23 protein-coding genes are annotated in these 22,752 nt (G+C 73.3%); 11 read left to right on the plus strand and 12 right to left on the minus strand.

The window, feature by feature from the left end:
* The 3 genes from ABZ444_RS43035 to ABZ444_RS43045 form a co-directional block, all read left to right on the plus strand.
* A partial coding sequence (locus ABZ444_RS43035) for a hypothetical protein (RefSeq protein WP_358009929.1) occupies positions 1-1,302 on the plus strand: 1,302 nt, incomplete at its 5' end.
* Between the two features lie 45 nt (positions 1,303-1,347).
* Complete coding sequence (locus ABZ444_RS43040; protein ID WP_358009931.1) at positions 1,348-1,989, plus strand: hemerythrin domain-containing protein; 642 nt, start codon at positions 1,348-1,350, stop codon at positions 1,987-1,989.
* Complete coding sequence (locus ABZ444_RS43045) at positions 1,989-2,978, plus strand: hypothetical protein (protein ID WP_358009933.1); 990 nt, start codon at positions 1,989-1,991, stop codon at positions 2,976-2,978. The genes ABZ444_RS43040 and ABZ444_RS43045 overlap by 1 nt, the downstream gene beginning before the upstream one ends.
* 34 nt (positions 2,979-3,012) lie before the next feature.
* Here ABZ444_RS43045 and ABZ444_RS43050 read toward each other — a convergent pair whose 3' ends face one another.
* Entirely contained in the window at positions 3,013-3,336 is a 324-nt protein-coding gene (locus tag ABZ444_RS43050) for a cupin domain-containing protein (protein WP_358009935.1), read from the minus strand.
* Positions 3,337-3,406: 70 nt separating this feature from the next.
* Between ABZ444_RS43050 and ABZ444_RS43055 the strand changes: the two genes are divergently transcribed.
* A complete protein-coding gene (locus tag ABZ444_RS43055; RefSeq protein ID WP_358009937.1) occupies positions 3,407-4,423 on the plus strand; it encodes a helix-turn-helix domain-containing protein in 1,017 nt (338 codons plus the stop codon).
* A gap of 107 nt (positions 4,424-4,530) precedes the next feature.
* Here the strand turns inward: ABZ444_RS43055 and ABZ444_RS43060 are convergent, their stop codons facing one another.
* Positions 4,531-5,475: an alpha/beta fold hydrolase gene (locus tag ABZ444_RS43060; protein WP_358009939.1), complete on the minus strand. Its 945-nt coding sequence runs from the start codon at positions 5,473-5,475 to the stop codon at positions 4,531-4,533.
* A 172-nt stretch (positions 5,476-5,647) separates the two neighbouring features.
* Between ABZ444_RS43060 and ABZ444_RS43065 the strand changes: the two genes are divergently transcribed.
* Entirely contained in the window at positions 5,648-6,799 is a 1,152-nt protein-coding gene (locus ABZ444_RS43065; RefSeq protein ID WP_358009941.1) for a histidine kinase, read from the plus strand.
* A complete protein-coding gene (locus ABZ444_RS43070; protein ID WP_358009943.1) occupies positions 6,796-7,455 on the plus strand; it encodes a response regulator transcription factor in 660 nt (219 codons plus the stop codon). The genes ABZ444_RS43065 and ABZ444_RS43070 overlap by 4 nt, the downstream gene beginning before the upstream one ends.
* Positions 7,456-7,459: 4 nt before the next feature.
* Here the strand turns inward: ABZ444_RS43070 and ABZ444_RS43075 are convergent, their stop codons facing one another.
* Genes ABZ444_RS43075 through ABZ444_RS43090 form a run of 4 tightly spaced genes read right to left on the minus strand, consistent with a single transcriptional unit; the run spans position 7,460 to position 11,376 of the window.
* Positions 7,460-8,728 (minus strand): FAD-dependent monooxygenase, encoded by a 1,269-nt coding sequence (locus ABZ444_RS43075; RefSeq protein ID WP_358009945.1) that lies wholly within the window; start codon positions 8,726-8,728, stop codon positions 7,460-7,462.
* 16 nt (positions 8,729-8,744) lie between these two features.
* Entirely contained in the window at positions 8,745-9,392 is a 648-nt protein-coding gene (locus ABZ444_RS43080) for a maleylpyruvate isomerase family mycothiol-dependent enzyme (RefSeq protein WP_358009947.1), read from the minus strand.
* Positions 9,392-10,225, minus strand: coding sequence for a fumarylacetoacetate hydrolase family protein (locus ABZ444_RS43085; protein ID WP_358009949.1), 834 nt, complete (start codon positions 10,223-10,225; stop codon positions 9,392-9,394). The genes ABZ444_RS43080 and ABZ444_RS43085 overlap by 1 nt, the downstream gene beginning before the upstream one ends.
* A complete protein-coding gene (locus ABZ444_RS43090; RefSeq protein WP_358009951.1) occupies positions 10,222-11,376 on the minus strand; it encodes a cupin domain-containing protein in 1,155 nt (384 codons plus the stop codon). The genes ABZ444_RS43085 and ABZ444_RS43090 overlap by 4 nt, the downstream gene beginning before the upstream one ends.
* A 79-nt stretch (positions 11,377-11,455) precedes the next feature.
* Between ABZ444_RS43090 and ABZ444_RS43095 the strand changes: the two genes are divergently transcribed.
* Positions 11,456-12,220: an IclR family transcriptional regulator gene (locus ABZ444_RS43095; protein ID WP_358009953.1), complete on the plus strand. Its 765-nt coding sequence runs from the start codon at positions 11,456-11,458 to the stop codon at positions 12,218-12,220.
* A 38-nt stretch (positions 12,221-12,258) separates the two neighbouring features.
* Here ABZ444_RS43095 and ABZ444_RS43100 read toward each other — a convergent pair whose 3' ends face one another.
* Positions 12,259-13,020 carry an IclR family transcriptional regulator gene (locus ABZ444_RS43100; RefSeq protein WP_357984541.1) on the minus strand — a complete coding sequence of 254 codons (762 nt, stop codon included), beginning with the start codon at positions 13,018-13,020 and terminating at the stop codon, positions 12,259-12,261.
* A 68-nt stretch (positions 13,021-13,088) separates the two neighbouring features.
* Between ABZ444_RS43100 and ABZ444_RS43105 the strand changes: the two genes are divergently transcribed.
* From ABZ444_RS43105 to dmpG, 3 genes are read left to right on the plus strand one after another with little or no spacing between them, the layout of a single operon-like run.
* Entirely contained in the window at positions 13,089-13,913 is an 825-nt protein-coding gene (locus ABZ444_RS43105; protein ID WP_358009955.1) for a fumarylacetoacetate hydrolase family protein, read from the plus strand.
* On the plus strand, positions 13,910-14,857 hold the full coding sequence (locus ABZ444_RS43110) for an acetaldehyde dehydrogenase (acetylating) (RefSeq protein ID WP_358009957.1): 948 nt from the start codon (positions 13,910-13,912) through the stop codon (positions 14,855-14,857). Before ABZ444_RS43105 ends, ABZ444_RS43110 begins: the two co-directional genes overlap by 4 nt.
* A complete protein-coding gene (gene dmpG, locus ABZ444_RS43115) occupies positions 14,854-15,879 on the plus strand; it encodes a 4-hydroxy-2-oxovalerate aldolase (RefSeq protein WP_358009958.1) in 1,026 nt (341 codons plus the stop codon). The genes ABZ444_RS43110 and dmpG overlap by 4 nt, the downstream gene beginning before the upstream one ends.
* A gap of 3 nt (positions 15,880-15,882) precedes the next feature.
* On the opposite strand, the gene ABZ444_RS43120 is transcribed toward dmpG, so the two are convergent.
* Entirely contained in the window at positions 15,883-16,116 is a 234-nt protein-coding gene (locus tag ABZ444_RS43120) for a hypothetical protein (protein WP_358009960.1), read from the minus strand.
* Between ABZ444_RS43120 and ABZ444_RS43125 the strand changes: the two genes are divergently transcribed.
* Entirely contained in the window at positions 16,017-16,448 is a 432-nt protein-coding gene (locus ABZ444_RS43125; RefSeq protein ID WP_358010021.1) for an alpha/beta hydrolase, read from the plus strand. The genes ABZ444_RS43120 and ABZ444_RS43125 overlap by 100 nt on opposite strands.
* A gap of 19 nt (positions 16,449-16,467) precedes the next feature.
* On the opposite strand, the gene ABZ444_RS43130 is transcribed toward ABZ444_RS43125, so the two are convergent.
* The 4 genes from ABZ444_RS43130 to ABZ444_RS43145 form a co-directional block, all read right to left on the minus strand.
* Positions 16,468-17,298 carry a carbohydrate ABC transporter permease gene (locus tag ABZ444_RS43130; RefSeq protein ID WP_358009962.1) on the minus strand — a complete coding sequence of 277 codons (831 nt, stop codon included), beginning with the start codon at positions 17,296-17,298 and terminating at the stop codon, positions 16,468-16,470.
* On the minus strand, positions 17,298-18,242 hold the full coding sequence (locus ABZ444_RS43135) for a sugar ABC transporter permease (protein WP_358009964.1): 945 nt from the start codon (positions 18,240-18,242) through the stop codon (positions 17,298-17,300). Before ABZ444_RS43135 ends, ABZ444_RS43130 begins: the two co-directional genes overlap by 1 nt.
* A gap of 64 nt (positions 18,243-18,306) precedes the next feature.
* Complete coding sequence (locus ABZ444_RS43140) at positions 18,307-19,593, minus strand: extracellular solute-binding protein (RefSeq protein WP_358009966.1); 1,287 nt, start codon at positions 19,591-19,593, stop codon at positions 18,307-18,309.
* A gap of 8 nt (positions 19,594-19,601) precedes the next feature.
* The gene (locus tag ABZ444_RS43145; RefSeq protein ID WP_358009968.1) at positions 19,602-22,742 is read right to left on the minus strand and encodes a discoidin domain-containing protein; all 3,141 of its coding nucleotides are present in this window, start codon (positions 22,740-22,742) and stop codon (positions 19,602-19,604) included.
* Between the last annotated feature and the right edge of the window lie 10 nt (positions 22,743-22,752).

Genomic DNA, 22,752 nt, shown 5'->3' on the forward strand with positions numbered 1-22,752 from the left:
GCCCTGCGACGGCACGCGCCCGACGACGCGGCCGTGTCCTGGCAGGAGGCGCTGGCGGCCGCCGAGCCGGCCGGCGCGAGCGCGGCCGAGCGGTTCGAGCTGGCCGTCGGGCTGGCGGAGAGCCGTTACGCCGCCGGCCGGTTCGACGAGGGCTACGAGGCGGTCGAGCAGGCGCTCGCCATGGCCGGCGACGACCTGGACAAAGCCGTCAGAGCCGCCGACATCGCGATGGGACACGGCATCTGGGTGCCCTTCCGGTACGGCGTCGAGGTGGCGGCCGTCCGCGACGCGGCGGACCGGGCCGCGCGTGAGCTGCCGCCGTCCACGCCCGCCTGGGCGACGGCGCAGGCCGTCAGGTCCGTCGTGCTCGCCCAGACCGGCCGCGAGGACGAGGTCGGCGCGGTCTCGTCGCGGGCCGTGGCGGCGGCCGAGCGCCTGGACGACCCCGCCCTGCTGCGGCGCGTGCTGCACCTGCGGCTCATCGCGCTGCAGGGACAGGACTTCGTCGAGCAGCGCGCCGGGACCGCCCGCCGCCTGCTGGCCGAGCCGGACCTGTCGCCCCAGCTCAGGGTGATCGCACAGCTCCACCTCGTTTCCCACCACGTGGAGCACGGCAGGGTGCGGCAGGCTCGCGACCTGCTGGCGGAGATCGGCACGCTGCTGCGCGACCTGCACAATCCCACGCTGGCGCTGCAGGCGGCGGTGGCGCACGTGGGGCTCGACCTGTTCCAGGGCGTCCCCGACCCGGCCCGGCACTTCGAGCCCGTCAGGGCGCTGTTGTCGTTCGCCGACCTGGCCTACTTCGAGCTCAGCGTGCTCGCCGGACGGGCCGAGACGATCATCCAGGAGGACCGCCTGGGCGAGGAGGCGGCCTGGATCGGGGAGATGGCCCGGCACACCGGCCTGGCGGGGCCCGCCTACGCCCTGGCGTACGCGCTGGCGGAGCTGGGCGAGCCCGAGCGCGCCCGGCGGATCCTGCGCGAGACGCCCATGCCGCCGCGCGACTACCACTGGGCGATGGCCGCCATGTGCCGGCTGCACGCGGCGATCCGGCTCGGCGAGGCGGACGTCGTCCGGGAGGTCTACGACGCGTTCCGTCCGTTCGCCGGGCTGCTGCACGTGAACGGCGCGTGCACCACCGTCGACGGCGCGTACGACGGCCACCTGGGCGAGGCGCTGCTGGCGCTCGGTGACCGCGAGGGGGCCAGGGCCCACCTGACCGAGGCGGTGCGCCAGCTGGAGCGGGCCGGCGCCGCCTACTGGCTGACAAGGGCCCGCCAAGCCCTCGCCAAGTGCACGTAGAGACGCGGCGCGCACGCTGTTCCCGACACGTGAGGGAACAGACTGATGATCACACCAGAACACCTGACCGGCTTCCTGATGATGCACGCCGGTTTCCGCGCCGAGTTCGGCCGCCTGGCCGAGGCGTGCGGCGACCCGCGTGACGACGCGCACGAGGAACTGCTGGAGGAGCAGCTCGCGCTCGTGCTGGACATGCTGCACGCCCACCACTCGCACGAGGACGCCACCCTGTGGCCCAAGCTCACCGGCCGCGCCCCGCAGGCGGCCGACGCGCTGGCCGAGCTGGAGTCCGAGCACTCCCTGCTGGACCCGCTGATCGAGGCCGCCGCCGACCGCGGGGTGCCCCTGGCCGGGCGCGCGGCGACCCTGCGGCGGCTGCACGAGCTCGTCAACGAGCACCTCGACCACGAGGAGCGGGTCGCCGTGCCGCTCATGCTCGCCCACCTCACCCCCGCCGACGTCGAGGCCGACCGGCGCCGGGCGATGGACGACTTCGGCCGCCGCCGGGTCCCCGTCATCCTCGGCTGGCTGGCCTCCGGCGCCGACGCCCGCCTGCTCGCGGCGTCGTACGCGGACCTGCCGGTCGTGGCCCGGCTGATGTTCCGCCTGTTCTGGTGGCCGGCCTACCGGCGGCGTTTCACCCGCCTGTACGGCACCACCCCCGCCGACATGATCCTGGAGCCGTGATGACCGCATCCGCACCGACCTTCTCGCCGCGCCGGGCGGCCGAGGTCTTCGGCCGCGCCCTGGTCTGCGAGTACGCCTCGCTCACCCGCGACGGCCGTCCCGTCACCTGGCCCGTCACGCCGTACGCCGGCGCGGGCGGCACGATCGACGTCAGCACCGGGCTCACCTACCCGGACAAGGCCGAGCGCGCCCGCCGGGACCCGCGCGTCGCGCTGCTGTGCTCCGGCGCGGAGGGCGGCGGGCCGGACCGGGCGCCCGTCGTCCTGGTGCAGGGCCGGGCGACCGTGCGCGACGCGGACCTGCAGGCCGGCACCGATCGGTACGTCCGCGAGTCGCTGGCCAAGACCGGCGCCGGGTTCGCCGGGATGCCGTGGTTCCTGGTGAAGCGGCTGGGCTGGTACTTCGCCCGCATCTGGGTGGAGGTCACCCCCGAGCGGATCGTCTGGTGGCCCGAGGGCGACCTGTCCAGGACGCCCGGGATCTGGACGGGCCCCCCGGACGTCGCCGCGCCCGCCTCCGATCCCGCACCCACCGGCGCCCGGCTGCCGGGCCGGTCGGCCCCGCCGGCGGACTGGCGGCCGTTCGCCGGCCGCGCCGCCCACCTGGGCGAGCCCGTCGTCACCATGGTGGCCGACGGCATGCCGCTGGCCGTGCGCACCCGCTCGGCCGTACGGACCGAGGCGGGCTTCGACCTGCGGCTGCCCGCGGGCGTCCAGGCGGCCGACGGGCCGGTGTGCCTGACCTTCCACCGGCACGGCCCGGCCATGGAGTGGCAGGAGAACGTCGTGCTGGTCGGGCGGGCCACCGGCGCGGGCGATCGGCTGAGCGTGCGGGTCGAACGGGCGCTCAACGACTGGAGCCTCGCCGGCAGCCGCCGCGAGCGCAGCCGCTCGTTCCTCGGCCAGGGCAGGCTGCTGAGGAAGCGCCTGGAGGCCGAGGCCGCCCGCCGCGGCCAGCCCGTGCCCCGCGTCCGCCGCCCGCGCGACTGACGCAGCCCGCCGGACCAGGTCCGGCGCGGCGCCGCTACGGGGTGAGGATGCTGATGCCCAGCATGCGGGCGCCCGTCTCGGTGCGCGGGCGATGCGTGCTGCCCGGCGCGAACACGACGTAACTGCCCGGCCCGAGCCGCTGCCCCCGGTCGATGAACTCGCCCGAGATCACGTAGTAGCGTTCCTCGCCGTCGTGCACGTCCACCTCGGGCCATTCGGTGCCCGGGGCGAAGTCGTACATCCAGCCGCGGGCCCGGTCGGTGGCGGGCAGCCGCCGCCGGACGATCCCGGGGACGACCTCGACGGGTTCGACCTCGTCAACATGCAGGATCTGGACGTCGTTCGCATCTTGCGTCATGACCCCATCGTCGCGGCGGACGTCGACCCCGCCCAGTGTCTGGATTGACGTCTGCGGGTATTTTCCTGCCATGAGTGTTCAGCGAGTGGTGGCGCTGGTCCTGCCGCCGCAGTCCACGTTCGAGCTGGCGTGCGCGGCGGAGGTCTTCGGCGTGCGCCGGCCGGGTCTGCCCGCCCGCTACTCGTTCCAGGTGTGCGCCGAACGTCCGGGCACCGTGCCGACCCTGGCCGGGTACGACATGGCGGTCGGGGCGGGCCTGTCGGCGCTGGAGGCCGCCGACACGGTGGTGATCCCCGGATGGCACCGCCGCGACGATCCGGCGCCGCCCGCCGTGATCGACGCGATCCGGCGGGCCCACCGGCGGGGCGCGCGGATCGTCACGATCTGCTCGGGAACCTTCCTGCTCGCCGAGACCGGGCTGCTCGATCAGCGCAGGGCCACCACCCACTGGCGGCTCGCCGCCGAGCTCGCGGACCGCTTTCCCGGCGTACAGGTCGAACCCGACACGCTGTACATCGACCTGGGCGACCTCGCCACCAGCGCCGGCACCGCCGCCGGCATCGACCTGTGCCTGCACCTGGCCCGCGCCGACCACGGCGCGGCCTACGCCGCGCACATCGCCCGCCACATGGTCATGCCCCCGCACCGCGAGGGCGGTCAGCTGCAGTACGGCACCGCGCCCTCCGGCGACCGCCGGCCGGAGTCGCTGGCGCCGCTCCTCGACTGGGCCGCCGAACGGCTGGACGAGCCCCTCACCCTCGACGATCTCGCCGCGCGGGCCGGGGTCTCCCCGCGGACCCTCGCCCGCAGGTTCGCCGGCCAGCTCGGCGTCAGCCCCGGCCGATGGCTGCTCCAGCAGCGCGTCACGGCGGCGCGGGCCCTGCTGGAGGAGACCGACCTCCCCGTGGAGACGATCGCGGCCAGGGTCGGCCTGTCCTCGGCCGCCAACCTCCGCAGACGTTTCCACTCCCTGGTGCACACCTCGCCCGCCGCCTACCGCCGCTCGTTCGGCCATCACGACGGCGACCTCTCCTCGCGACCGTCCCCTGTCAGGGGCGGGGTTCGCCCTCCCACGCCACCGGCGTGACCTCGCCGGTCGGGAAGGGGACCAGGTCGTCGACCTCGTCAGGGACGAACCGGAGGAACGCTGCTGTCATGATCCGGCCTTCCGACCTATCCCCGCGATCGGCCGGATCACCGTCCCTGCGCCTGCCCGGTGACACGCTCGACGGCCTGGACGGCGACGCCGGGCTGGTCGACGTAGATGTAGTGCCCGCTGTCCGCGGCCGTGCTCAGCCTGCTGCGGCCGGACAACGCGAGCCACCTGCGCTGGCCCGCCGCCCACGCCCGCTCCAGGCGCGGCCCGTACTCGGGCAGGGCCTCCAGGTACGGCTTGCCGTGTCTGACGACCTCGACCGGGATGTCACCGGCGGAGCGGACCGCGCCGTCGGCGATGACCAGCTTCTCCGGGTTCTGCCCCTGGAAGATCGCCAGGTTCTGCGCGCGCAGCTCGGCCGCCGGGCCCTTGGCGGACTCGGGGATCGCCTTCTCGATGTCGTTCATCATGGTGGGCGGGGTGGCGTCCAGCAGGACCAGCCCCTTGACCCTGTCCTGGTGGTCGGGGGCGTACCGGGCGGCGATCAGCCCGCCCAGCGAGTGACCGGCCAGGACGACCGGGGCCTTCCCGGCGACGCGGTCGAGCACACCGGTCAGGATCCTGCCGCTGCCGGCCAGGTCCTGCGGGCCCTCCGGCTGGTCGCTCGCGCCCGCGCCGAGCCGGTCGTAGGAGCAGACCCGGTGCTTGCCGCTCAACGTCTTCTGCAGGGACGCCATCTTGTCCAGCCCGTCGCCGCCGCCGTGCATCAGGACGACGACCGGCCCGCCCTCGACCGGCTCGCCCGAGCAGGACACGTTCACCGACCGGCCGGCCACGGTGATCTTCTCGGTGCCGGAGATCGGCGCGGCCCCGGACGTCGGCGTGGAGGCGGCGAAGGGGTCCCACTTCTCCATCGCGTCACCGTCGCAGCCGGCCACCCCCGCGCCGAGACCGATGCAGCACAGCGCGGCCGCGACGGGTGTCCTGATCCTGGCGAGCATGAGGTCCTCCAGTGAGCCGGCCGCCGCGAGGGCGACGCGCACGGCGGGGGTGCGAACGGGAAAGGCCGACGGAACGCCGTGGCCGCCCGGCAACGCTACGGACCGGACGGTGCCGGGATCGTCACCGCGGAGTGGACATTTCCCGGTAGCTCGCACGGGGGACAAAGCGGGCTTCTCGCCGCCCGCACGACCGTGGTCCCGCTACGCTCGCCCGGTGATCGATCTGGGGCGGGCCACGAAGGTGTGGCGGCGGTGCGACGTCGTGGTCCGGGACTTGCCGTTCGGGCTGCTGGTGGCCGTCGCGTCGCTCCTGCCGGGCCTGCACGACAAGGGCACGCAGGTGGGCGACCTGCCCGCCCGCCCCTTCGACGCGGTCGCCCTGGTGGCGATCGCCCTGGAGTGCCTGCCGCTCGCCGTCCGGCGGCGGTGGCCGGCGGTGTGCCTCGCGCTGGTGTCGGCCGGCTTCGTCCTCGACCAGCTGCGGGGCTACCACCTGTTCGCGAGCAACGTGCTGCCCGTCGCGCTCATCAGCGCGGGCGCCCATCTGGAGCGGTTCCGGCGCGCCGCCGTGATCCTCCTCTCCCTGGCGTACGTGCCGCTGGCCCTCGCGCTCGACCGGCTCGGCGCGGACGAGCGGGTGGAGGGATACGTGGTGTTCTACCTGGCGCTGGCCCTCACCTGGGGCATCGGGGCCTGGCTGCGTTCCACCCGCGCCGCCGAGGAGGAACGCCGCCGCCACGTGGCCGAGGCCACCCGCGCCGCCGAACGCACCCGGATCGCCCGCGAGCTGCACGACGTCGTGACGCATCACGTGACGGCGATGGTGGTGCAGGCCGAGGCCGCCCGCTACCTGACCGCCGTCCCCGAACGTCTCGACGCGACGCTGAACGCCGTCACCGACACCGGCCGGCGGGCCATCGCCGACCTCCGGCACATGCTCGACCTGCTCAAGGCCGATCACGACCCCGACGGCCTGCCGTCCGCCGCCGACCTGCACACCCTCGTGGAGCGGACCCGCCGGGCGGGACAGCCGGTGGAGTTCGCCGAGGAGGGCAGCCGGGCGGAATCGGCGGGCAGCGCCGAGTTCGTCACCTATAGGGTCGTCCAGGAGGCGCTGACGAACGCCCTGAAACACGCCCACGGCAGCCCGACCGCGGTCCAGGTGCGCTACGGCGAGAAGGAGATCAGCGTGGTGGTCAGCACCCACGGCACCGGCTCCCGGGCCGCCGCCCCCGGCGGGAGCGGGCGGGGTCTGGCCGGGCTCCGCGAGCGGGTGGACGCCCTGGGCGGCGAGTTCAGCGCCGGCCGGCAGGCGGGCGGCGCCTTCGTGGTGCGGGCCAGCGTCCCCGCGGGCGGCCCGGCGTGAGCGCGCCGATCCGGGTGCTGGTCTGCGACGACCAGGCGCTGATCCGCACCGGCTTCGCGACGATCATCGACGCCCAGCCCGACCTGGAGGTCGTGGGGGAGTGCGGCGACGGCCGCGCCGCCGTGGACCTCGCCCGCCGGCTGCGCCCCGACCTCGTCGTCATGGACGTGCGCATGCCGGTGCTCGGCGGCATCGAGGCCACCCGGCTGCTGGCCGGCGCGGGGGTCGACAACCCGGTCAAGGTGCTCGTGGTGACCACGTTCAACCTCGACGAGTACGTCTACGAGGCGCTGCGCGCGGGGGCCAGCGGGTTCCTGCTCAAGGACGCCCCGCCGGCGCAGCTCCTGCACGGCATCCGCACCGTCGCCTCGGGCGCCGCGCTGCTGGCCCCCGAGGTGACGCGCCGGCTGGTCGGCCGGTACGCGGCCCGCATCCGTCCCGCCCGGCCGCCGTCCGGGGAGACCGCGCTGACCCCGCGTGAGCTGGAGGTGCTGCGTCTCATCGCCGACGGCCGGTCCAACAGCGAGATCGCCGCCACGCTGGTGATCAGCCAGGAGACCGTCAAGACGTACGTGTCACGCATCCTGGCCAAACTCGGCCTGCGGGACCGCGTGCAGGCGGTGGTCTACGCCTACCGCCGGGGCCTGGCGACCTGATGCCTCACAGCGGCGCGGAGTCGAGGGGGATCGGGCGGAACATCTCCGGCTCGTCCTCGGGGGTCAGGGCCGTCGGCCCGAAGATCCAGTCGACGAACGCGTAGTCATGGACGTCGCGCTCCCGCAGCAGGGCGTTGCGCTGCAGTCTCCGGAGGCCCTCCAGGTGCCACAACGCGCCCCACGCCCGGGCCGTGCCGACCACCCGGCGGCAGTGCTCGGGCCGTACCGCCTCGTAGGCGGCCAGCGCCCGGTCCCAGTCGACGCCCACGCCGTCCGTGCGGCGGCCCTCGGCGCGCTGCGCGGCGACGTGCTCGCCGAGCACCCAGCCGTCCTCGATCGCCATGATCGCGCCCTGCGCCATGTACTGCAGCGGCGGGTGCGCGGCGTCGCCGAGCAGCGCGATCCGTCCGGTGACCCAGGTCATGATCGGGTCGCGGTCGAACATCCGCCACCACCGGTCGCGCCACATCAGCGGCAGGCCCTGCTGGACCTGGTCGCAGGTGCCCTCGAACGCCGCGTCCAGCTCGTCGGGGGTGCCCCAGTCGTCCTGGCCGGCCAGCGCCTTCGGCGACTCGAAGACGGCGACCTGGTTGAACGTCTCCGCGCCCCGCAGCGGGTACTGCACGAAGTGGCAACGCGGCCCGACGTACACGACGACGTCCTTGTCGTGCACGTCGTTGCCGGCGACCTGCTCGAACGGCACCGCGCAGCGGTAGGCGACATATCCGGAGTTCACCGGCTCGTCCCGGACCAGCAGTTCGCGGGCGATCGAGTGCAGGCCGTCGGCGGCGATCACCACGTCCGCCTCGTCCACGACGCCGTCGGCGAAACGCACGCGGGCGCCGCCGTCGACGTTCTCGTACCACGTGCAGCGGGCGTCGGTGAGCAGCTCGACGCCCGCCCGCTCGCAGGCGCGGAGCAGGATGCCGTGCAGGTCGCTGCGGTGGATCACCAGGTAGGGGTGGCCGTAGCGGCGTTCGACGTCGCGCAGGTCGAGCCGGGTCAGCTCGGCGGCGTCCAGGGCGTCCTTCATGACCATGGTCTCGGGCAGCACGCCGAGCGCGGACGCCTCGGCCAGCAGGCCGTAACGGTCCAGGATGCGGGTGCAGTTCGGGGCGAGCTGCAGGCCCGCGCCGACCTCGCCGAACGCCGAGGCCTGCTCGTACACCCGGACCCGCAGGCCCTGGCGGACCAGGGCGAGCGCGGCGGACAGGCCGCCGATGCCGCCCCCGACGACGATCACGTCGGCACGGGTGGAGGGGAGGGTGCCCATCAGATCTTCCTTCTCGTCACAGCCACGGAGGCAGGGTCGGTGCGGCTCCGCCGCCGGCGGCGGTCACGCCGCCCGCCGGGCGCCCGGCCAGGTAGGCGGTCACGTCGGGCAGCGACCCCTCGACGTCGGGCACCGCGCCGGGGCCGCGCTTGGCGCGGATGTCCTCCCGCAGCTCCCGCAGGAAGCCGTCGGGAAGGTCGGCGAAGGTGAGCCCGGTCGCCAGGTCCACCGCGTGCACCATGACCTCCCGGCCGCGCATCCAGGGGATCTCGCTGGCCGGCACGGTCCGTCCCTGCGCGGTCACCACCTCGGCCCGCCACGCCTTCTCCGGCAGTGCCGTCATGGCGGTGGCCAGGATCGCGGCCGACTCGGTGAACCACCGGGCCAGCTCGCCGGCGTCCAGCAGGGAGCCCCGCTCGATCCCGGCGGCGCGGGCCTGCGGCGAGGCGTACATCGGGGTCGGCTCGCCGGTGCGCGCCCAGCGGACCAGGTTGCCGATCGCCTCGGCGTTCGCCGCCAGGTGCGCCACGACGTGCTTGCGCGTCCAGCCGGGCAGGGCCGACGCGGCGTCGTACTCCCGCTCGGACAGACCGGCGATCGCCGACGCGCACAGTCCGGTCCCCGTCTCGACCCACGCGAGCGCGGTGGCGAGGTCGCGCGCCATCACGCGCCCTCGCCGACGACGCGGTTCTCCAGCCTGCCCAGCCCCTCGATCTCGGTCACGACGAGCTCGCCGCCGCGCAGGAAGACCGGTGGCTTGCGGGCGTGGCCGACGCCGCCCGGCGTGCCGGTCGCGATCACGTCGCCCGGGTTGAGCCGGATCATCGTCGAGACGTAGCGGACCAGGTGGACCGGGTCGAAGAGCAGGTCGCCGGTGTTGTCCGACTGCATCACCCGGCCGTCGACCTCGCATCGGACGTCGAGCGCCGGCCGCGGGCCGGTCTCGTCCGCGGTGACCAGGAACGGGCCGATCGGGGTGGTGGAGTCCCAGTTCTTGCCCTGCAGCCACTCACGAGTCCGGAACTGCCAGTCCCGGCAGGTGACGTCGTTGAGCACGGTGAACCCCGCGATCGCGGCGATCGCCTGCGCCTCGTCGGCCCGCCGCACCGGCCGGCCGATGACCACGGCGAGCTCGGCCTCCCAGTCGAACTGGTCGGTCTCCACCGGACGCCGGATGTCGTCCGAGGCGCCGATCAGGGTGTCGGCGAACTTGGCGAACAGCGTCGGGTGTTCGGGCAGGTCGCGGCCCATCTCCTTGATGTGGTTCTGGTAGTTCAGCCCCACGCAGACGACCTTGCTCGGCCGCGGCACGACCGGCGCGAGGTCGGCGCCGGCGAGCGGGTGACGCGGGCCGTCGGCCGCCGCGGCGCCCTCCAGGCCGCCGGGCGCGGCCAGCACCGCGCCGACGTCGGCCGGGCCCACCTCGACGAGCTCGTCGCCCTCGACGCGGACGGCGGCGGTGCGGTGGTCGTCCAGACGGACGGTGGCGAGCTTCATCGGCTGTTCTCCTCGGTGTGGCTGCGGTACAGGCCGAGCCTGGTGAAGATCGGGGCGTCGCCGAACTGGAACAGGTCGAGCGCGCCGGAGTCGGAGTCGGAGGCCGACGCCTCCGAGCGGATCGACAGCGGTTGCCAGGACGGCACGACGAACAGGTCGCCGCGGCTCACCCGCCAGGACCGGTCGCCGACGGTGACCCGGCCGGACCCGTCGAAGACCTGGTAGACCGACGAGCCGGTCTCCCGGTACGGCGCGGTCTCCACGCCCGTCGTGATCCGGTGGAACTGCGCCCGGATCGTCGGGAGCACGTCGCCGGCGGTCGTCGGGTCGACGTAGCGGACCAGGGCGTGGCCGGGCTCGACCGGGCCCGCGTGCCCCTCCCGCTCCAGCGCGAGCTGGTCGGCCAGCGCGGCGTCGGTGTCGGTCCAGCGGTAGCAGAGCAACGGCGTGCCCTCGTGCCGGCGCAGCTGGGAGACCGGGGCCAGGCCGGGGTGCCCCCAGAGCCGTTCGGCGCGCGAACGGTCGGGGGTGGCGTGCTCCTCCTCGGTGAGGGTGTCCCGGCCGAAGTCGAAGAACTGCGCCTCGACGCCGTACTGGAACGGGATGTCGAGCCCGTCGATCCAGGCCATGGGCGTGTCGGCCGCGTTGTGGTGGGCGTGCCAGTGCAGGCCGGGCTGGGGGAGGAAGTCGCCGCGGCGCATCGGCACCGGGTCGCGCTCGACCACGGTCCACACGCCCTCGCCCTCGACGACGAAGCGGAAGGCGTTCTGGCTGTGCCGGTGCTCGGGCGCGTTCTCGCCCGGCATCAGGTACTGGATCGCGGCCCACAGGGTCGGCGTCGCGTACGGCTTGCCGCCCAGGCTGGGGTTGGCCAGCGCGATCGCCCGGCGCTCGCCGCCGCGGCCTACCGGGACCAGTTCACCGGCGCGGCCGGCGAGGTCGAGCAGCGTGCCCCACTCCCACCGGTGCGGCTGCGCGCTGGAGCGTGGGTGCGGCGGCATCAGGTCGCCGATCTCCGTCCACAACGGGACGAGCAGCGCCTTCTCGAAGCCTCGGTAGAGGTCCTCCAGCTCGGGGCTGAGCGAGGGCTGGTCCGGCCGGTCCACGGCGGCGATCTTGACCGGCGAGCCGCCGGCGTTCACGTGGGGCATGGCCCCGACTATCCGCGCAGGCGACCGGGCTGGAAAAGAGGATTCTGCACAGTGGAATTCATGTGTCAGGATCGGTTCCATGGCGAAGCCCATGAAGACCCCGCCGGCCTACGCGCCCACCAGCGTCGACCATGCCCTGCGGCTCGCGCAGATCCTCCAGCTCGACGGGGTGGTCACCGTCTCGGCCGCCGGCGAACGGCTGGGCGTGGCCCGCTCCACGGCCCACCGGCTGCTGACCGCGCTGGTGTACCGCGATTTCGCGGTGCAGAACGACGACCGCAGCTACCGGGTGGGCCCGGTCCTCGCGCTGGCCGAGCGTGCGCAGTCCGACGTCGGCGCGCTGCGGGCGGCGGCGCTCGGCGAGATGCGGGCGCTGGTGGACCGGATCGACGAGACGGTGAACCTCAGCATCCGCACCGGCCGCAACGTGCGCTTCATCGCCTCGGTCGAGTGCGGGCAGGCCCTGCGGGTGGGCAGCCGGGAAGGGATGGTCTTCCCGGCCCACCAGGCCACCGGCGGCCTGGTGGCGCTGGCGGCCCTCTCGGACGAGGAGCTGGCGCAGCTCTACGCCGCCGACGACCGGGGTGACCCGGCCGAGGAGCTGCCCGACCTGGCACGGCTGCGGCGGGACCTGCGGTCCGTACGGCACAGCGGGGTCGCGCTCAACCTGGAGCGCACCGAGCGGGGCGTGGTCGCGGTGGGATGCCCGGTGAAGGGCCGCGACGGCGCGACCGGCGCGGCGCTGTCGATCTCGATGCCCAGCGTCCGCTACTCCCCGAAGGAGATCAAACCCCTCGTCGCCGCGCTCACGGCCGCGGCCGACGCGATCAGCCGCGCCCTCTGAGCCGCCCGCCCGCACGGCGTGTCCCTTCGCGGGCCCGTTCACCGGAGGAGGTCGCGCCGGGTGAGCGTGCTGCCGAGCGCGGCCGCCGCCGCGCGCACCGCGGCCACGTGCCCCTCGGGCCGGAACCGGCCGGTGGGGCCGGCCACGCTGATCGCGGCGAGCGGCTCGTCGGCGCGCCCCAGCACCGGCGCGGCGACGCACACCAGCCCGACGGCCGACTCCTCCGCCTCGAACGCGACCCCGGTCTCGGTGACGCGCCGCAACTGGCCGCGCAGGATGCTCGGCGCGACGACGGTGTGCGGCGTACGTCGTTCCAGCGGCCCGGTCAGCACCTCGCGCCGCAGGTCGGGCCCGGCGTAGGCGAGCAGCGCCTTGCCGATCGCGGTGCAGTGGAGCGGCATCCGGCCGCCGGTGCGCGAGGGCGCCCTGGCCTGGCGGTGGCCGCCGATCTTGGCGACGTAGACGACGTCGTGCCCCTCGCGCACGCCGAGGTGCACGGTCTCGTGGGTGCGTTCGTAGAGGTCCTGGAGGAACGGCATCGCCAGTTCGAGCAGGCTGCGTTCGAGCGAGGCGAGCATGCCGAGCTCGAACAGGCCGCGGCTGAGCCGGTAGCCGCCGTCGGCGCGGTCGAGCAGGCGGTTGGCGACCAGATCGCCCGACAACCGGTGGACGGTCGCCTTGTGCAGGCCGGTACGCCGCACCAGCTCGGCGAGGCTGACGACCCGGTCGTCGGGCCGGAAGGCGCGCAGGATCGTCACCGCCTTGCCCAGCACGGTGTCGAGGTCGGCCCGATCGGTCACCCGCACAGCGTATCGCTGAACGAGACGATGTGCTGGTTGGGGCGGCATCCTGCCTGCACAGTGGGGGGATGAACGAAACCAACGGGCCCGCCGCCGCGAGCCCGTCCGACATCGCCGCCGCGGTCGAGCGGCTGGCCGGGGCCGCCGGGTCCGGCGTGCCGTGCGCCCCCGTGCGGGATCTGATCGGCCGCGACGACCTGGCCGCCGCGTACGCCGTCCAGGCCGCGCTGGCCGCCGCCCGCCTGGCCGGCGGCGCGCGGGTCACCGGACGCAAGATCGGCCTGACGTCGGAGGCGGTGCAACGCCAGCTCGGCGTCGACCAGCCCGACCTGGGCGTGCTGTTCGAGGACATGGCCTACGCCGACGGCGACGCGATCCCGGTCGGCCGGATCCTCCAGCCGCGGGCCGAGGCGGAGATCGCGTTCGTGCTCGGTGCCGACCTGGACGACGGCCCGCTCGACGCCCCCCAGGTCCGCGCCGCGATCGAGTACGCCGTCGCCGCGCTGGAGATCTGCGGCAGCCGGATCGCCGGGTGGGACATCTCCTTCGGCGACACGGTCGCCGACAACGCCTCCTCGGGCGCCTACGTCCTCGGGACGGAACGCCGCACCCTCGACGAGTTCGACCCGGTGGCCGTCGTGATGTCGATGGGCATCGGCGGCGAGCAGGTCTCCACCGGCACCGGCGCGGCCTGCCTGGGCGACCCGATCGAGGCGGTCGTGTGGCTGGCCCGCATGGCCCGCGACCTCGGCGAGCCGCTGCGCGCGGGCCAGGTCGTCCTGTCCGGCGCACTCGGCCCGATGCGGCCGGTCGCCGCCGGCGACACCGTCACCGCCACCCTGTCCGGCCTCGGCACGGTGACGGTCCGCTTCACCGAAGGAGCAGCAGCATGAGCAGGACGAAGGTCGCGATCATCGGCTCGGGCAACATCGGCACCGACCTGATGATCAAGGTGTTGCGCGGCGCGCGTCATCTGGAGATGGGCGCCATGGTCGGCATCGACCCCGCGTCCGACGGTCTGGCCCGCGCCGCCCGGATGGGCGTCCCGACGACGGCCGAGGGCGTCGACGGCCTGATCGCGCTGCCGGGCTTCGACGAGATCGGGATCGTCTTCGACGCCACCTCGGCCAAGGCGCACGAGGTGAACGCCGCCAAGCTGCTCCCGCTCGGCAGGCGGCTGATCGACCTGACCCCGGCGGCGATCGGCCCCTACGTCGTCCCCGCCGTCAACCTCGACGAGCACCTCGACGCGCCCGACGTGAACATGGTCACCTGCGGCGGCCAGGCCACGATCCCGATCGTCGCCGCCGTCAGCCGGGTGGCGCCCGTCGAGTACGCCGAGATCGTCGCGTCCATCGCCTCGAAGTCGGCCGGGCCGGGCACCCGGGCCAACATCGACGAGTTCACCGAGACCACCTCGGCCGCCATCGAGCAGATCGGCGGGGCGCGCCGCGGCAAGGCGATCATCATCCTCAACCCCGCCGACCCGCCGCTGATCATGCGGGACACCGTCCTGTGCCTCGTCGCGGCGCCCGATCCGGCCACGCACGAGGAGATCCGCCGGTCGGTCGAGAAGATGGTCGCTGACGTCGCGGCCTACGTCCCCGGCTACCGGCTCAAGCAGCAGGTGCAGATCACCGAGGTGCCCGCCGACCAGCCGGTGGAGACGCTCCTCGCCGCCGGCGCGGCGCGGCCCACCCACCAGGTGTCGGTCTTCCTCGAGGTCGAGGGCGCCGCGCACTACCTCCCGGCCTACGCCGGCAACCTCGACATCATGACCTCCGCCGGCCTGCGGGTCGCGGAACGCATCGCCGCACGGAAGGCGGGCCTTCGATGAGCACCCCGATCTTCGTCCAGGACGTCACCCTGCGCGACGGCATGCACGCCGTCCGCCACCGCATCGGCCTGGAGGACGTCAAGCGCATCGTCACGGCGCTGGACCGGGCCGGCGTCGACGCGATCGAGGTCGCGCACGGCGACGGCCTGGCCGGCGGCTCGCTCAACTACGGTCCCGGCTCGCACACGGACTGGGCGTGGATCGAGGCGGCGGCCTCGGTGCTGGAGAACGCCCGCCTGACCACGCTGCTGCTGCCGGGCGTCGGCACCGTCCACGAGCTGAGGCGCGCCTACGACCTCGGCGTGCGGTCCGTCCGGGTCGCCACGCACTGCACCGAGGCCGACATCTCCGCCCAGCACATCGCCGCGGCCCGCGAGATCGGCATGGACGTGTCCGGGTTCCTGATGCTCTCCCACATGGCCCCGCCCGAGGAACTGGCCCGGCAGGCCAAGCTCATGGAGTCCTACGGCGCGCACTGCGTCTACGTCACCGACTCCGGCGGCCGGCTCACCATGAACGACGTGGCCGCGCGGGTCCGCGCGTACCGCGACGTGCTCGACGCCGGGACCGAGATCGGCATCCACGCCCACGAGAACCTCTCGCTGTCGGTCGCCAACTCCGTCGTCGCGGTCGAGAACGGCGTCTACCGGGTCGACGCGTCGCTGGCCGGTCACGGCGCGGGCGCGGGCAACTGCCCCCTGGAGGCGTTCGTCGCGGTCGCCGACCTGTCGGGCTTCGAGCACCGGTGTGACCTGTTCCAGCTCCAGGACGCCGCGGACGACATCGTCCGCCCGCTGCAGGACCGTCCGGTGCGGGTCGACCGGGAGACGCTCACCCTGGGGTACGCCGGCGTCTACTCGTCGTTCCTGCGGCACGCGGAGGCCGCCGCCGCGCGGTACGGCGTCGACGTGCGCGGCATCCTGATGGAGTGCGGCCGCCGCCGGCTGGTCGGCGGCCAGGAGGACATGATCGTCGACATCGCCCTCACGCTCGCCGCCGGGCGCGAGCAGCAGTCCGCCTGACCGTCAGCCGCCGGGCCCGCCCCGGCGGCCGGCGATCAGCGACTCGCCGATCCCCGCCAGGGCGTCGGCGAGCTGCTCCATGAACTCCTGGATCGGTTTGCCGTCCCCGGACTGGAGCGAGACGAAGGCGCCGTCGAATCCGGCCATGCCGAAGTGGGCGAGGGCGTCCGCGACCTCGGCGGCCTCGTTGCTCATCACCAGCACCAGCAGCAGGCGGAGGAACTCCTCGCGGTGCACGAAGACCTCGCCGGTCCTGCGCAGGTACCAGCCCAGGCGCTCGCGGGGGGCTCGCCCGCCCCGACCACCTGCGCAACTACGTGGACGGCCTGCCGAAGGGCGCCCCGCTGCCCAGGTGGGTGAAGCCGGAGTCGCTGCCGGGGATCCAGGTGCCGACCCTGCTGGTCCACGGCCGCGACGACCGTGTCGTGTCGTTCGAGACCTCCCTGTACCTGCTGGCCAACATCCCGGACAGCCGGTTGGTGCTGCTCAACCGCTGCGGGCACTGGGCGATGATCGAGCACGCCGACGAGTTCAACCGGCTGGTTGCCGACTTCATCGCGAACAACTGACCCCCGGGGGCGCGGGCCGCTACTTGCCCGCGCCCAGGGTGAGGCCGGCGATGATGCGGCGGGCCAGCACGAGGTAGAGCGCCAGCATGGGCAGCACGACGATCGCGACGCCCGCGATCAGCCCGCCGTACTCCGACTGGTAGGTGGCCGCGCCGTAGAAGGTGAACAGGGCGCGGGCCAGGGTGAAGCCCTCGTTCTGCTGGATGAACACGATGGCCAGCAGGGTCTCGTTCCACAGGCCGATGGCGTTGAGTATCAGCGCGGTGACCAGGCCGCCGCGGGCCAGCGGCAGCGTGATCGAGACGAACGTGCGCAGCGGCGACGCGCCGTCGAGGGCCGCCGCCTCCTCCGTCTCCTCAGGCAGGGTGCGGAAGAAGCCGGTCAGCAGGAACACCGTGAACGGCACCGACAGGGCCACGTAGAGCAGGTAGAGGCCGAACAGGCTGTCGGTCAGCCCGAGGTCGGCCAGGCCGACGAAGAGCGGGATGATCACGGTCTGCACCGGGACGCCCATGCCGAGCGCGAGGAACCCGGTCAGCGGCCCCGAGCCGCGCACGCCGAACCGGCTGAGCGCGTAGGCGGCGGGCGCGGAGACCACCACGATCGACACCGAGGCCGCCGCCACCAGCACGACCGTGACCAGGAAGGCGTGCCCGAACTCGGCCTGGTTCCAGGCGTAGAGGTAGTTGCGGAACGGGTTCCCCCGCGCGAACCAGGTGCGCGGCAGGCCGAACGGGTCGCGGAAGATCTCCAGCGGGGTCTTGAACGACGCCGCGACCAGCCAGTACAGCAGCAGCACGTTGAGCCCGGTGAACAGCCAGACGGCCGTCCTGCCGACGGTCCTGAGCATCAGAATTCGAGCCTTTCCCTGCGCATCACCCTGCGCAGCGCGGTCACCAGCACGCTCACCAGGACGATCATCACGACCGCGCAGGCGCAGGCGGCGCCGTACTCCGGCGTGCCCCGGGTGCCGAAGGAGCGGTCGTAGACGTAGACGGCCAGCGTCCAGGTCCTGCTGGGCGGCGAGTAGGTGCCGGGGCCGGCGAGCACGAACACCATCTCGAAGATCTTCACCGCGCCGATCGTCCAGAGCACGCCGGCGATGCCCACCACGTCCCAGGTCAGCGGCAGGGTGACGGCGCGGAACTGCTGCCAGGGGGAGGCCCCGCACAGTTCGGCGTCCTCGTACAGGTAGGGCGGGATGCGGTCCACGGCGGCCATCATGATGGTGATGTAGAAGCCCGCGCTCGCCCACACCAGCGCCCCCATCACCACCCAGGTGACGTTCTCCGGCCGCAGGAACCGGGCCGCGGGCAGGCCGAACGACTCCAGCAGGAAGTTGGCCGGCCCCTGCCGCCCAGGGTGGTACGTGAACACGAACCCGAAGAACATGCCCAGCGCGACCGGCGCGACGATGTTGGGGAAGAACAGGATCGCCCGGATCGTCTTCGAGGCCCGCATGCCGCGCAGCACCATCGTGAACAGGAACGCGAACACGAACGTGCCGGCCCCGCCGACCACGATGTAACCGAGCGTGTTGACGAAGGCGTCGCGGAACGACTCGCTGCCCAGCAGCCTGCCGTACTGCTCCAGGCCGACGAAGGTGACCGGCCCCGCGCCCGACCAGCGGGTGAAGCCGAGCACGACGGTCACCACGGCCGGGCCGACGAGGAAGACGACGTAGAGCGCGACGGCGGGCAGCGTGAACGGCCAGAACAGCCGCCGCCGGTGGCGCAGGTGGGGGGTGACGGCGGCGGGCAGGGCGCGCCTGCCCGCGGCCAGGGTCTGTGCCATCAGCCCTGTGTCCTCCAGAACGCGGCGGTCGCCGTGGCCAGCTCGTCCACGAACGCGGCGGGCGTCAGCCTGCCCTTGAGCAGGGCGTCGTCGGCCGGGTAGAACACCTGCTCGGCGAACTTGCCGCCGGCGACGCCGTCCAGCCCGTCCATGAACAGGGTGTGCTTCTTCGCCGGGTCCTCCAGGGCGGCCTTGAGGTCGGCGAGGTCGGACGGGACCGGCAGGTCGGTCCGCGGGGTGAGGCTGTCGGCGACCGCGGGCAGACCGGCGAGCAGGTCGCGGGTGAGGAAGTAGGCGATGAACGCCTTGGCCGCCTCGGGATGCCTGGCCTTGGCGGTGACGCCGAACGCCACCTGCTGCACCTCGATGACGTCGTGGGTGGCGCCGTCCGGCATGGGGAACTGGAAGGAGCCGTAGTCGATGTCCTGGCCGCCGCCCTGCTTGGCCAGGTACTCGCGGGTCTCGGCCGGCCCCCAGCTGCCATGAACAGGTAGGAGGCGTCGCCGTCGGCCCAGCGCTGCTGGATCTGCGGGAACTTGCCGGCGTCCCACCCGTCGACCAGGTGGCCGGCGATCCTGGCGGTGTGCTCGGCGGCCCGCAGGAAGCCCGGATCGGTCTTCCAGAGCCGCCCGGTGCGGTCCTGGGCGGCTTCGGCCAGCCTGCCGGAGCCGACGTACCGGGCGGCGAGCTGGTCGAAGTACCAGGCGGCGTAGTAGCCGATGTCGCCGTCGAGCGCGACGGACCGGTCGCCGAACAGCGCGTACAGGTCGTCCATGCTCCTGGGCGGCCTGAGGTCCGGGAGCTTCTTGCGGTCGTACCACCAGGCGTTGCCCATGACGATGTACGGCACCGCGAACGGCCTGCCCGCCGCGTCCCTGATCGCCGGGCTGTCCCGGTAGACGGCGGGCAGCACGTCGCGGACCATGCCGTCGCCGGTCCTCATCGCCAGCACGTCGTCGAGAGGACGGGTGCCGCCGGCCGCGGTGATCGCCGCCCTGATGTTGGTGAGGTCCTGGTCGAACAGGTCCGGGACGGTCTCGGTGTTGAGCGCGGGCAGCAGGTTCTGCCGCAGGTAGGCGCGGCCCAGCCACTGGACGGTGACCTTGACGCCGGTCTTCCTGGTGAAGCAGTCGGCGGCGTACCGCAGGACCTTGCCCTGCGGCTCGTCCTTGGTCCACATCGACCAGTAGGTCAGCTCCTTGTCCGTGACCGGCTTGGTGCCGGGCTCCGGGCAGGCGGTGGTGAAGTACGCGGCCGCGGTGGGCAGGGAGAACTCCTCCCCGGCGGGGGCGGCCGGGCCGCCGCAGGCGGTCAGCGCCAGCGCGAGGAGCGCGATGGACGTCCTTCTCATCTGTGCTCCTAGAAGACTTCCAGCTCGGCGAGTTGCATGTGGTAGGGGGCGGTGCGATGGGCGGTCCCGACGACCCTGACGTGCCGGGCCGTGACGGGCGCGAAGGAGAAGGTCTGCGCCGACGCGTCCGGCCGCGGGTAGCCGGTCCTGCCGGCGACCGTCGTCCAAGTGGAGCCGTCGGCCGAGACCTGGATCGTGAAGTCCACGGGGAAGCCGTCGCCGGTGCTCTCGCCGTCCGACCTGGCGTAGAGGTCCACCCGGGAGATCCTGCTCGGGCCGCCGAGGTCGACGGCCGCCCATTCGGTACGCCCGGCCACGCCCGGCTGGCTGCTCCAGCCCATCGAGTACCAGAGCGCCGAGCGGGAGCCGTCGGTGAGGTCGGCCCGCAGCCACCCCTCGTCGAGGTACTCGACCGAGCTGGACGCGGCGACCGGGCGGCCCGCCGCGAGGTTGCCGCCGGCGACCTCGATCTCGGCCAGTTGCATGTGGTAGTGGCCGAGCTGGTCGGTGCTGAGGTTCGTGCCGGTCACCCGGACGTGGCGGACGTCGGCGGTCGCGAAGGGGAACGTCTGCGCCCCCGCGCCGGGCCTGGGGAAGCCGGTCCTGGTGGCGACCGTCGTCCAGGACGATCCGTCGGCCGAGACCTGGACCGTGAAGTCCACGGGGAAGCCGAGGCCGGTGTTCGCGCCGTCGGAGCGGGGATACAGGTCCACCCTGCTCAGCGGCCTGACGCCGCCGAGATCGAGTTGCAGCCATTCGCTGTGGTTCGTGCCCATGTTCGCGGCCGAGCTGCTCCAGCCGACGCCGGTACGGGTGCCGTCCACGGCGGCGGCGGTGGTCCAGCCGTCGCCCTCGTAGGAGCTGGACGCCGTGACGGTGCGCCCCTCGGCCGGGTCGGTCTCCGGGTTGACCCGTACGTTGTCGAAACGGGCACTCGCGCCGCCGGTCACCAGGGCCAGCCCGCCCACCGGGTAGGCGTCGTCGGCGACGGTGAGGAGCTTCCTCGCCCCGGCGAACACGGTGAGGGTCCCGCCGCGGGCGGCCACCCGCAGCCTGGTCCACTGGCCGGGGACGTACCCCGGCACGGCGGCGGAGCCGAGCTGGACGCCGCTGCGGTAGACGAACACCTGGCCGTTGTCGCGCAGCGCGACCAGGTAACCGGTGTCCATGTCGGTGGCGTTGAGGTTGCGGACCATGAGACCGGCCCAGTTGGTGCTGCCGCCGCTCGGGTTCACCCCCGTGATCCGCACGTCCGCGCCGGCCACCACGTCGCGGTAGGCCCGGCCCTCCAGGGCGGCGGTGACGCCCCAGTTGGCGGAGGCGTCGGACTGGACGTACTCCCCGCCCGCCACCGACCAGGCGCCCGCGCTGTGCCGCCAGCTCGTCTCGCCCGCGCTGAAGTCGTCGGCGTAGGGGAAGCGCAGGTCGGGGCCCGGCGAGACGAGCGCGTCGAGGATCTGCCGGTGCCGGTTGTCGACCTCGGCGCCGCTCTGCTCGTAGGAGATCGAGTCGGTGACCAGGGTGCCCGCGATGGCCCGCGCGGTGACCGGCTTGGTCCTGGCCAGCAGGTTCAGCAGCTCCACGTCCTCCAGGCCGTCGAGCTGGGCCTCGCTGCGCACGCTGTCGTAGATGTCGTAGGCCGCCTTGTTCGGCCTGACCAGCCAGTTGTCGCCGGTCTGCCAGTCGTCGAAGGTGTCGGAGGGCCGGTTGAGGTCGCTGAAGTCCCACCAGAAGTTCCAGCCCCAGTGCAGGTAGCCGGTCCCGCCGATCTTCCAGGTGAGCCAGGGGGTGAGCCGGGTGGAGGCCAGGCGGTAGGAGATGAAGCGGTTCATCCGCCTGTCCTGCGGGACGATGCAGTTGTAGAGCCACAGGTCCGCGCCGCTCAGGCGACGGCGCTGGTAGTAGGCGACGTTCGCGTCGTACAGGCCGGTGTACGGCGTCGCGGTCGTGAGGTCCTCCTCCATCGTGGGCAGCACGGCCAGATGGGCCTCGTTGGTCAGCGGGCGGGGGAAGTACTGGCGGTACCTGGCGTAGAGCCACTTGGCCGCCCTGACCTGGTTGGCGGTGGACGGCTCGTCCAGCGCGCTCATGTAGAACAGGTCCGTCCAGCCCTTGGCGTCCAGGTGGGCCTTGAGGGCGGGGAGGAGCTGGCTGAGGTAGGCGTTGGTCTCGGCCGTGTCGGGGTCGGCCAGGACCCGCTGGACGACGCCGCCCACCTTCTTGATCATGTCCAGCTTGACGACGTCGCCCGGCAGGCCCTCCAGCAGGTGGGGGGTGTAGATGTACTGCATCGCCCCCGCGTCGGCGAAGGTCTGCACGAACCTGTCGAACGTCGTCCAGCCGAAGGTGTACGTGCCCGAGGCGTCCACGGTCGTGTCGGGGATGAGCAGGGCCTGGAAGTCGGCGAAGATCACGTTGTTGCGGTGCCTGGCGTGGTTGGCCGCGATGTTCTGGATCACCCGCCACCAGCCGGCGTCGTACATCTGCACGCCGTACTGCGCGGGAATGGCCCTGATCGTGCCGTTGTAGTCCCAGCCCGCCGAGGCGAACCAGTTGTTCATCTTGAAGGTCGACCGGTCGGCGGGCGGGATCGTGATGTCGTAGACCGTGACGGTGACGTCGAGCGCGACGTCGCCGCCGTCGCTCCTGACGGTGGCGGTGCCCGCGTACGTGCCGGGCGGCTGTGCGGCGGGCACCCGCACGCTGTAGTGGTAGGGCAGCGTGACGTTCGCCGCCACCGACTGCGGGGTGTTCTCCACCAGCGCGTCGTAGTAGGCGGTGCCGCCGTCCGGCGGGTTCTGGTAGACGCCGATCTTGGAGACGTGCGGGTGGTTGTACTCGCGTCTGACGGTGACGGCGGAGGCCGGGATCACGGCGCCGCCCGGACCGTTCAGCGCGCCGGCCGTGACCCGCACGCCGGTGGCGGAGGCGGACGGCCTGACCAGGATCTGGGCGGCCTCGCTCTCGCCGCGGGCCGCCCGCAACGCGATCGAGGCCGGGGCGCCGGACGGGCGGGTGGTGGAGGAGAACGCGCGGTCGGCGGCGCTCTGCACCCAGACCGACAGAGCGGCCGCCCGGGCGGGCACGGCCACGAAAAAGGAAGCGAAGAGGACGGATAACGCGACGAGCGGGACGGGTTTGACGGCCACTGGACGGCTC

Source organism: Nonomuraea sp. NPDC005730, from assembly GCF_040630865.1.
Taxonomy (GTDB): Bacteria; Actinomycetota; Actinomycetes; order Streptosporangiales; family Streptosporangiaceae; genus Nonomuraea.

Bases quoted from the DNA above. Each gene is read 5' to 3' on its own strand.
- ABZ444_RS43040 (WP_358009931.1), top strand. From the start codon at position 1,348: ATGATCACACCAGAACACCTGACCGGCTTCCTGATGATGCACGCCGGT.
- ABZ444_RS43045 (WP_358009933.1), top strand. From the start codon at position 1,989: ATGACCGCATCCGCACCGACCTTCTCGCCGCGCCGGGCGGCCGAGGTC.
- ABZ444_RS43050 (WP_358009935.1), bottom strand. From the start codon at position 3,336: ATGACGCAAGATGCGAACGACGTCCAGATCCTGCATGTTGACGAGGTC.
- ABZ444_RS43055 (WP_358009937.1), top strand. From the start codon at position 3,407: ATGAGTGTTCAGCGAGTGGTGGCGCTGGTCCTGCCGCCGCAGTCCACG.
- ABZ444_RS43075 (WP_358009945.1), bottom strand. From the start codon at position 8,728: ATGGGCACCCTCCCCTCCACCCGTGCCGACGTGATCGTCGTCGGGGGC.
- ABZ444_RS43080 (WP_358009947.1), bottom strand. From the start codon at position 9,392: ATGGCGCGCGACCTCGCCACCGCGCTCGCGTGGGTCGAGACGGGGACC.
- ABZ444_RS43085 (WP_358009949.1), bottom strand. From the start codon at position 10,225: ATGAAGCTCGCCACCGTCCGTCTGGACGACCACCGCACCGCCGCCGTC.
- ABZ444_RS43090 (WP_358009951.1), bottom strand. From the start codon at position 11,376: ATGCCCCACGTGAACGCCGGCGGCTCGCCGGTCAAGATCGCCGCCGTG.
- ABZ444_RS43095 (WP_358009953.1), top strand. From the start codon at position 11,456: ATGGCGAAGCCCATGAAGACCCCGCCGGCCTACGCGCCCACCAGCGTC.
- ABZ444_RS43105 (WP_358009955.1), top strand. From the start codon at position 13,089: ATGAACGAAACCAACGGGCCCGCCGCCGCGAGCCCGTCCGACATCGCC.
- ABZ444_RS43110 (WP_358009957.1), top strand. From the start codon at position 13,910: ATGAGCAGGACGAAGGTCGCGATCATCGGCTCGGGCAACATCGGCACC.
- dmpG (WP_358009958.1), top strand. From the start codon at position 14,854: ATGAGCACCCCGATCTTCGTCCAGGACGTCACCCTGCGCGACGGCATG.
- ABZ444_RS43130 (WP_358009962.1), bottom strand. From the start codon at position 17,298: ATGCTCAGGACCGTCGGCAGGACGGCCGTCTGGCTGTTCACCGGGCTC.
- ABZ444_RS43135 (WP_358009964.1), bottom strand. From the start codon at position 18,242: ATGGCACAGACCCTGGCCGCGGGCAGGCGCGCCCTGCCCGCCGCCGTC.
- ABZ444_RS43140 (WP_358009966.1), bottom strand. From the start codon at position 19,593: ATGAGAAGGACGTCCATCGCGCTCCTCGCGCTGGCGCTGACCGCCTGC.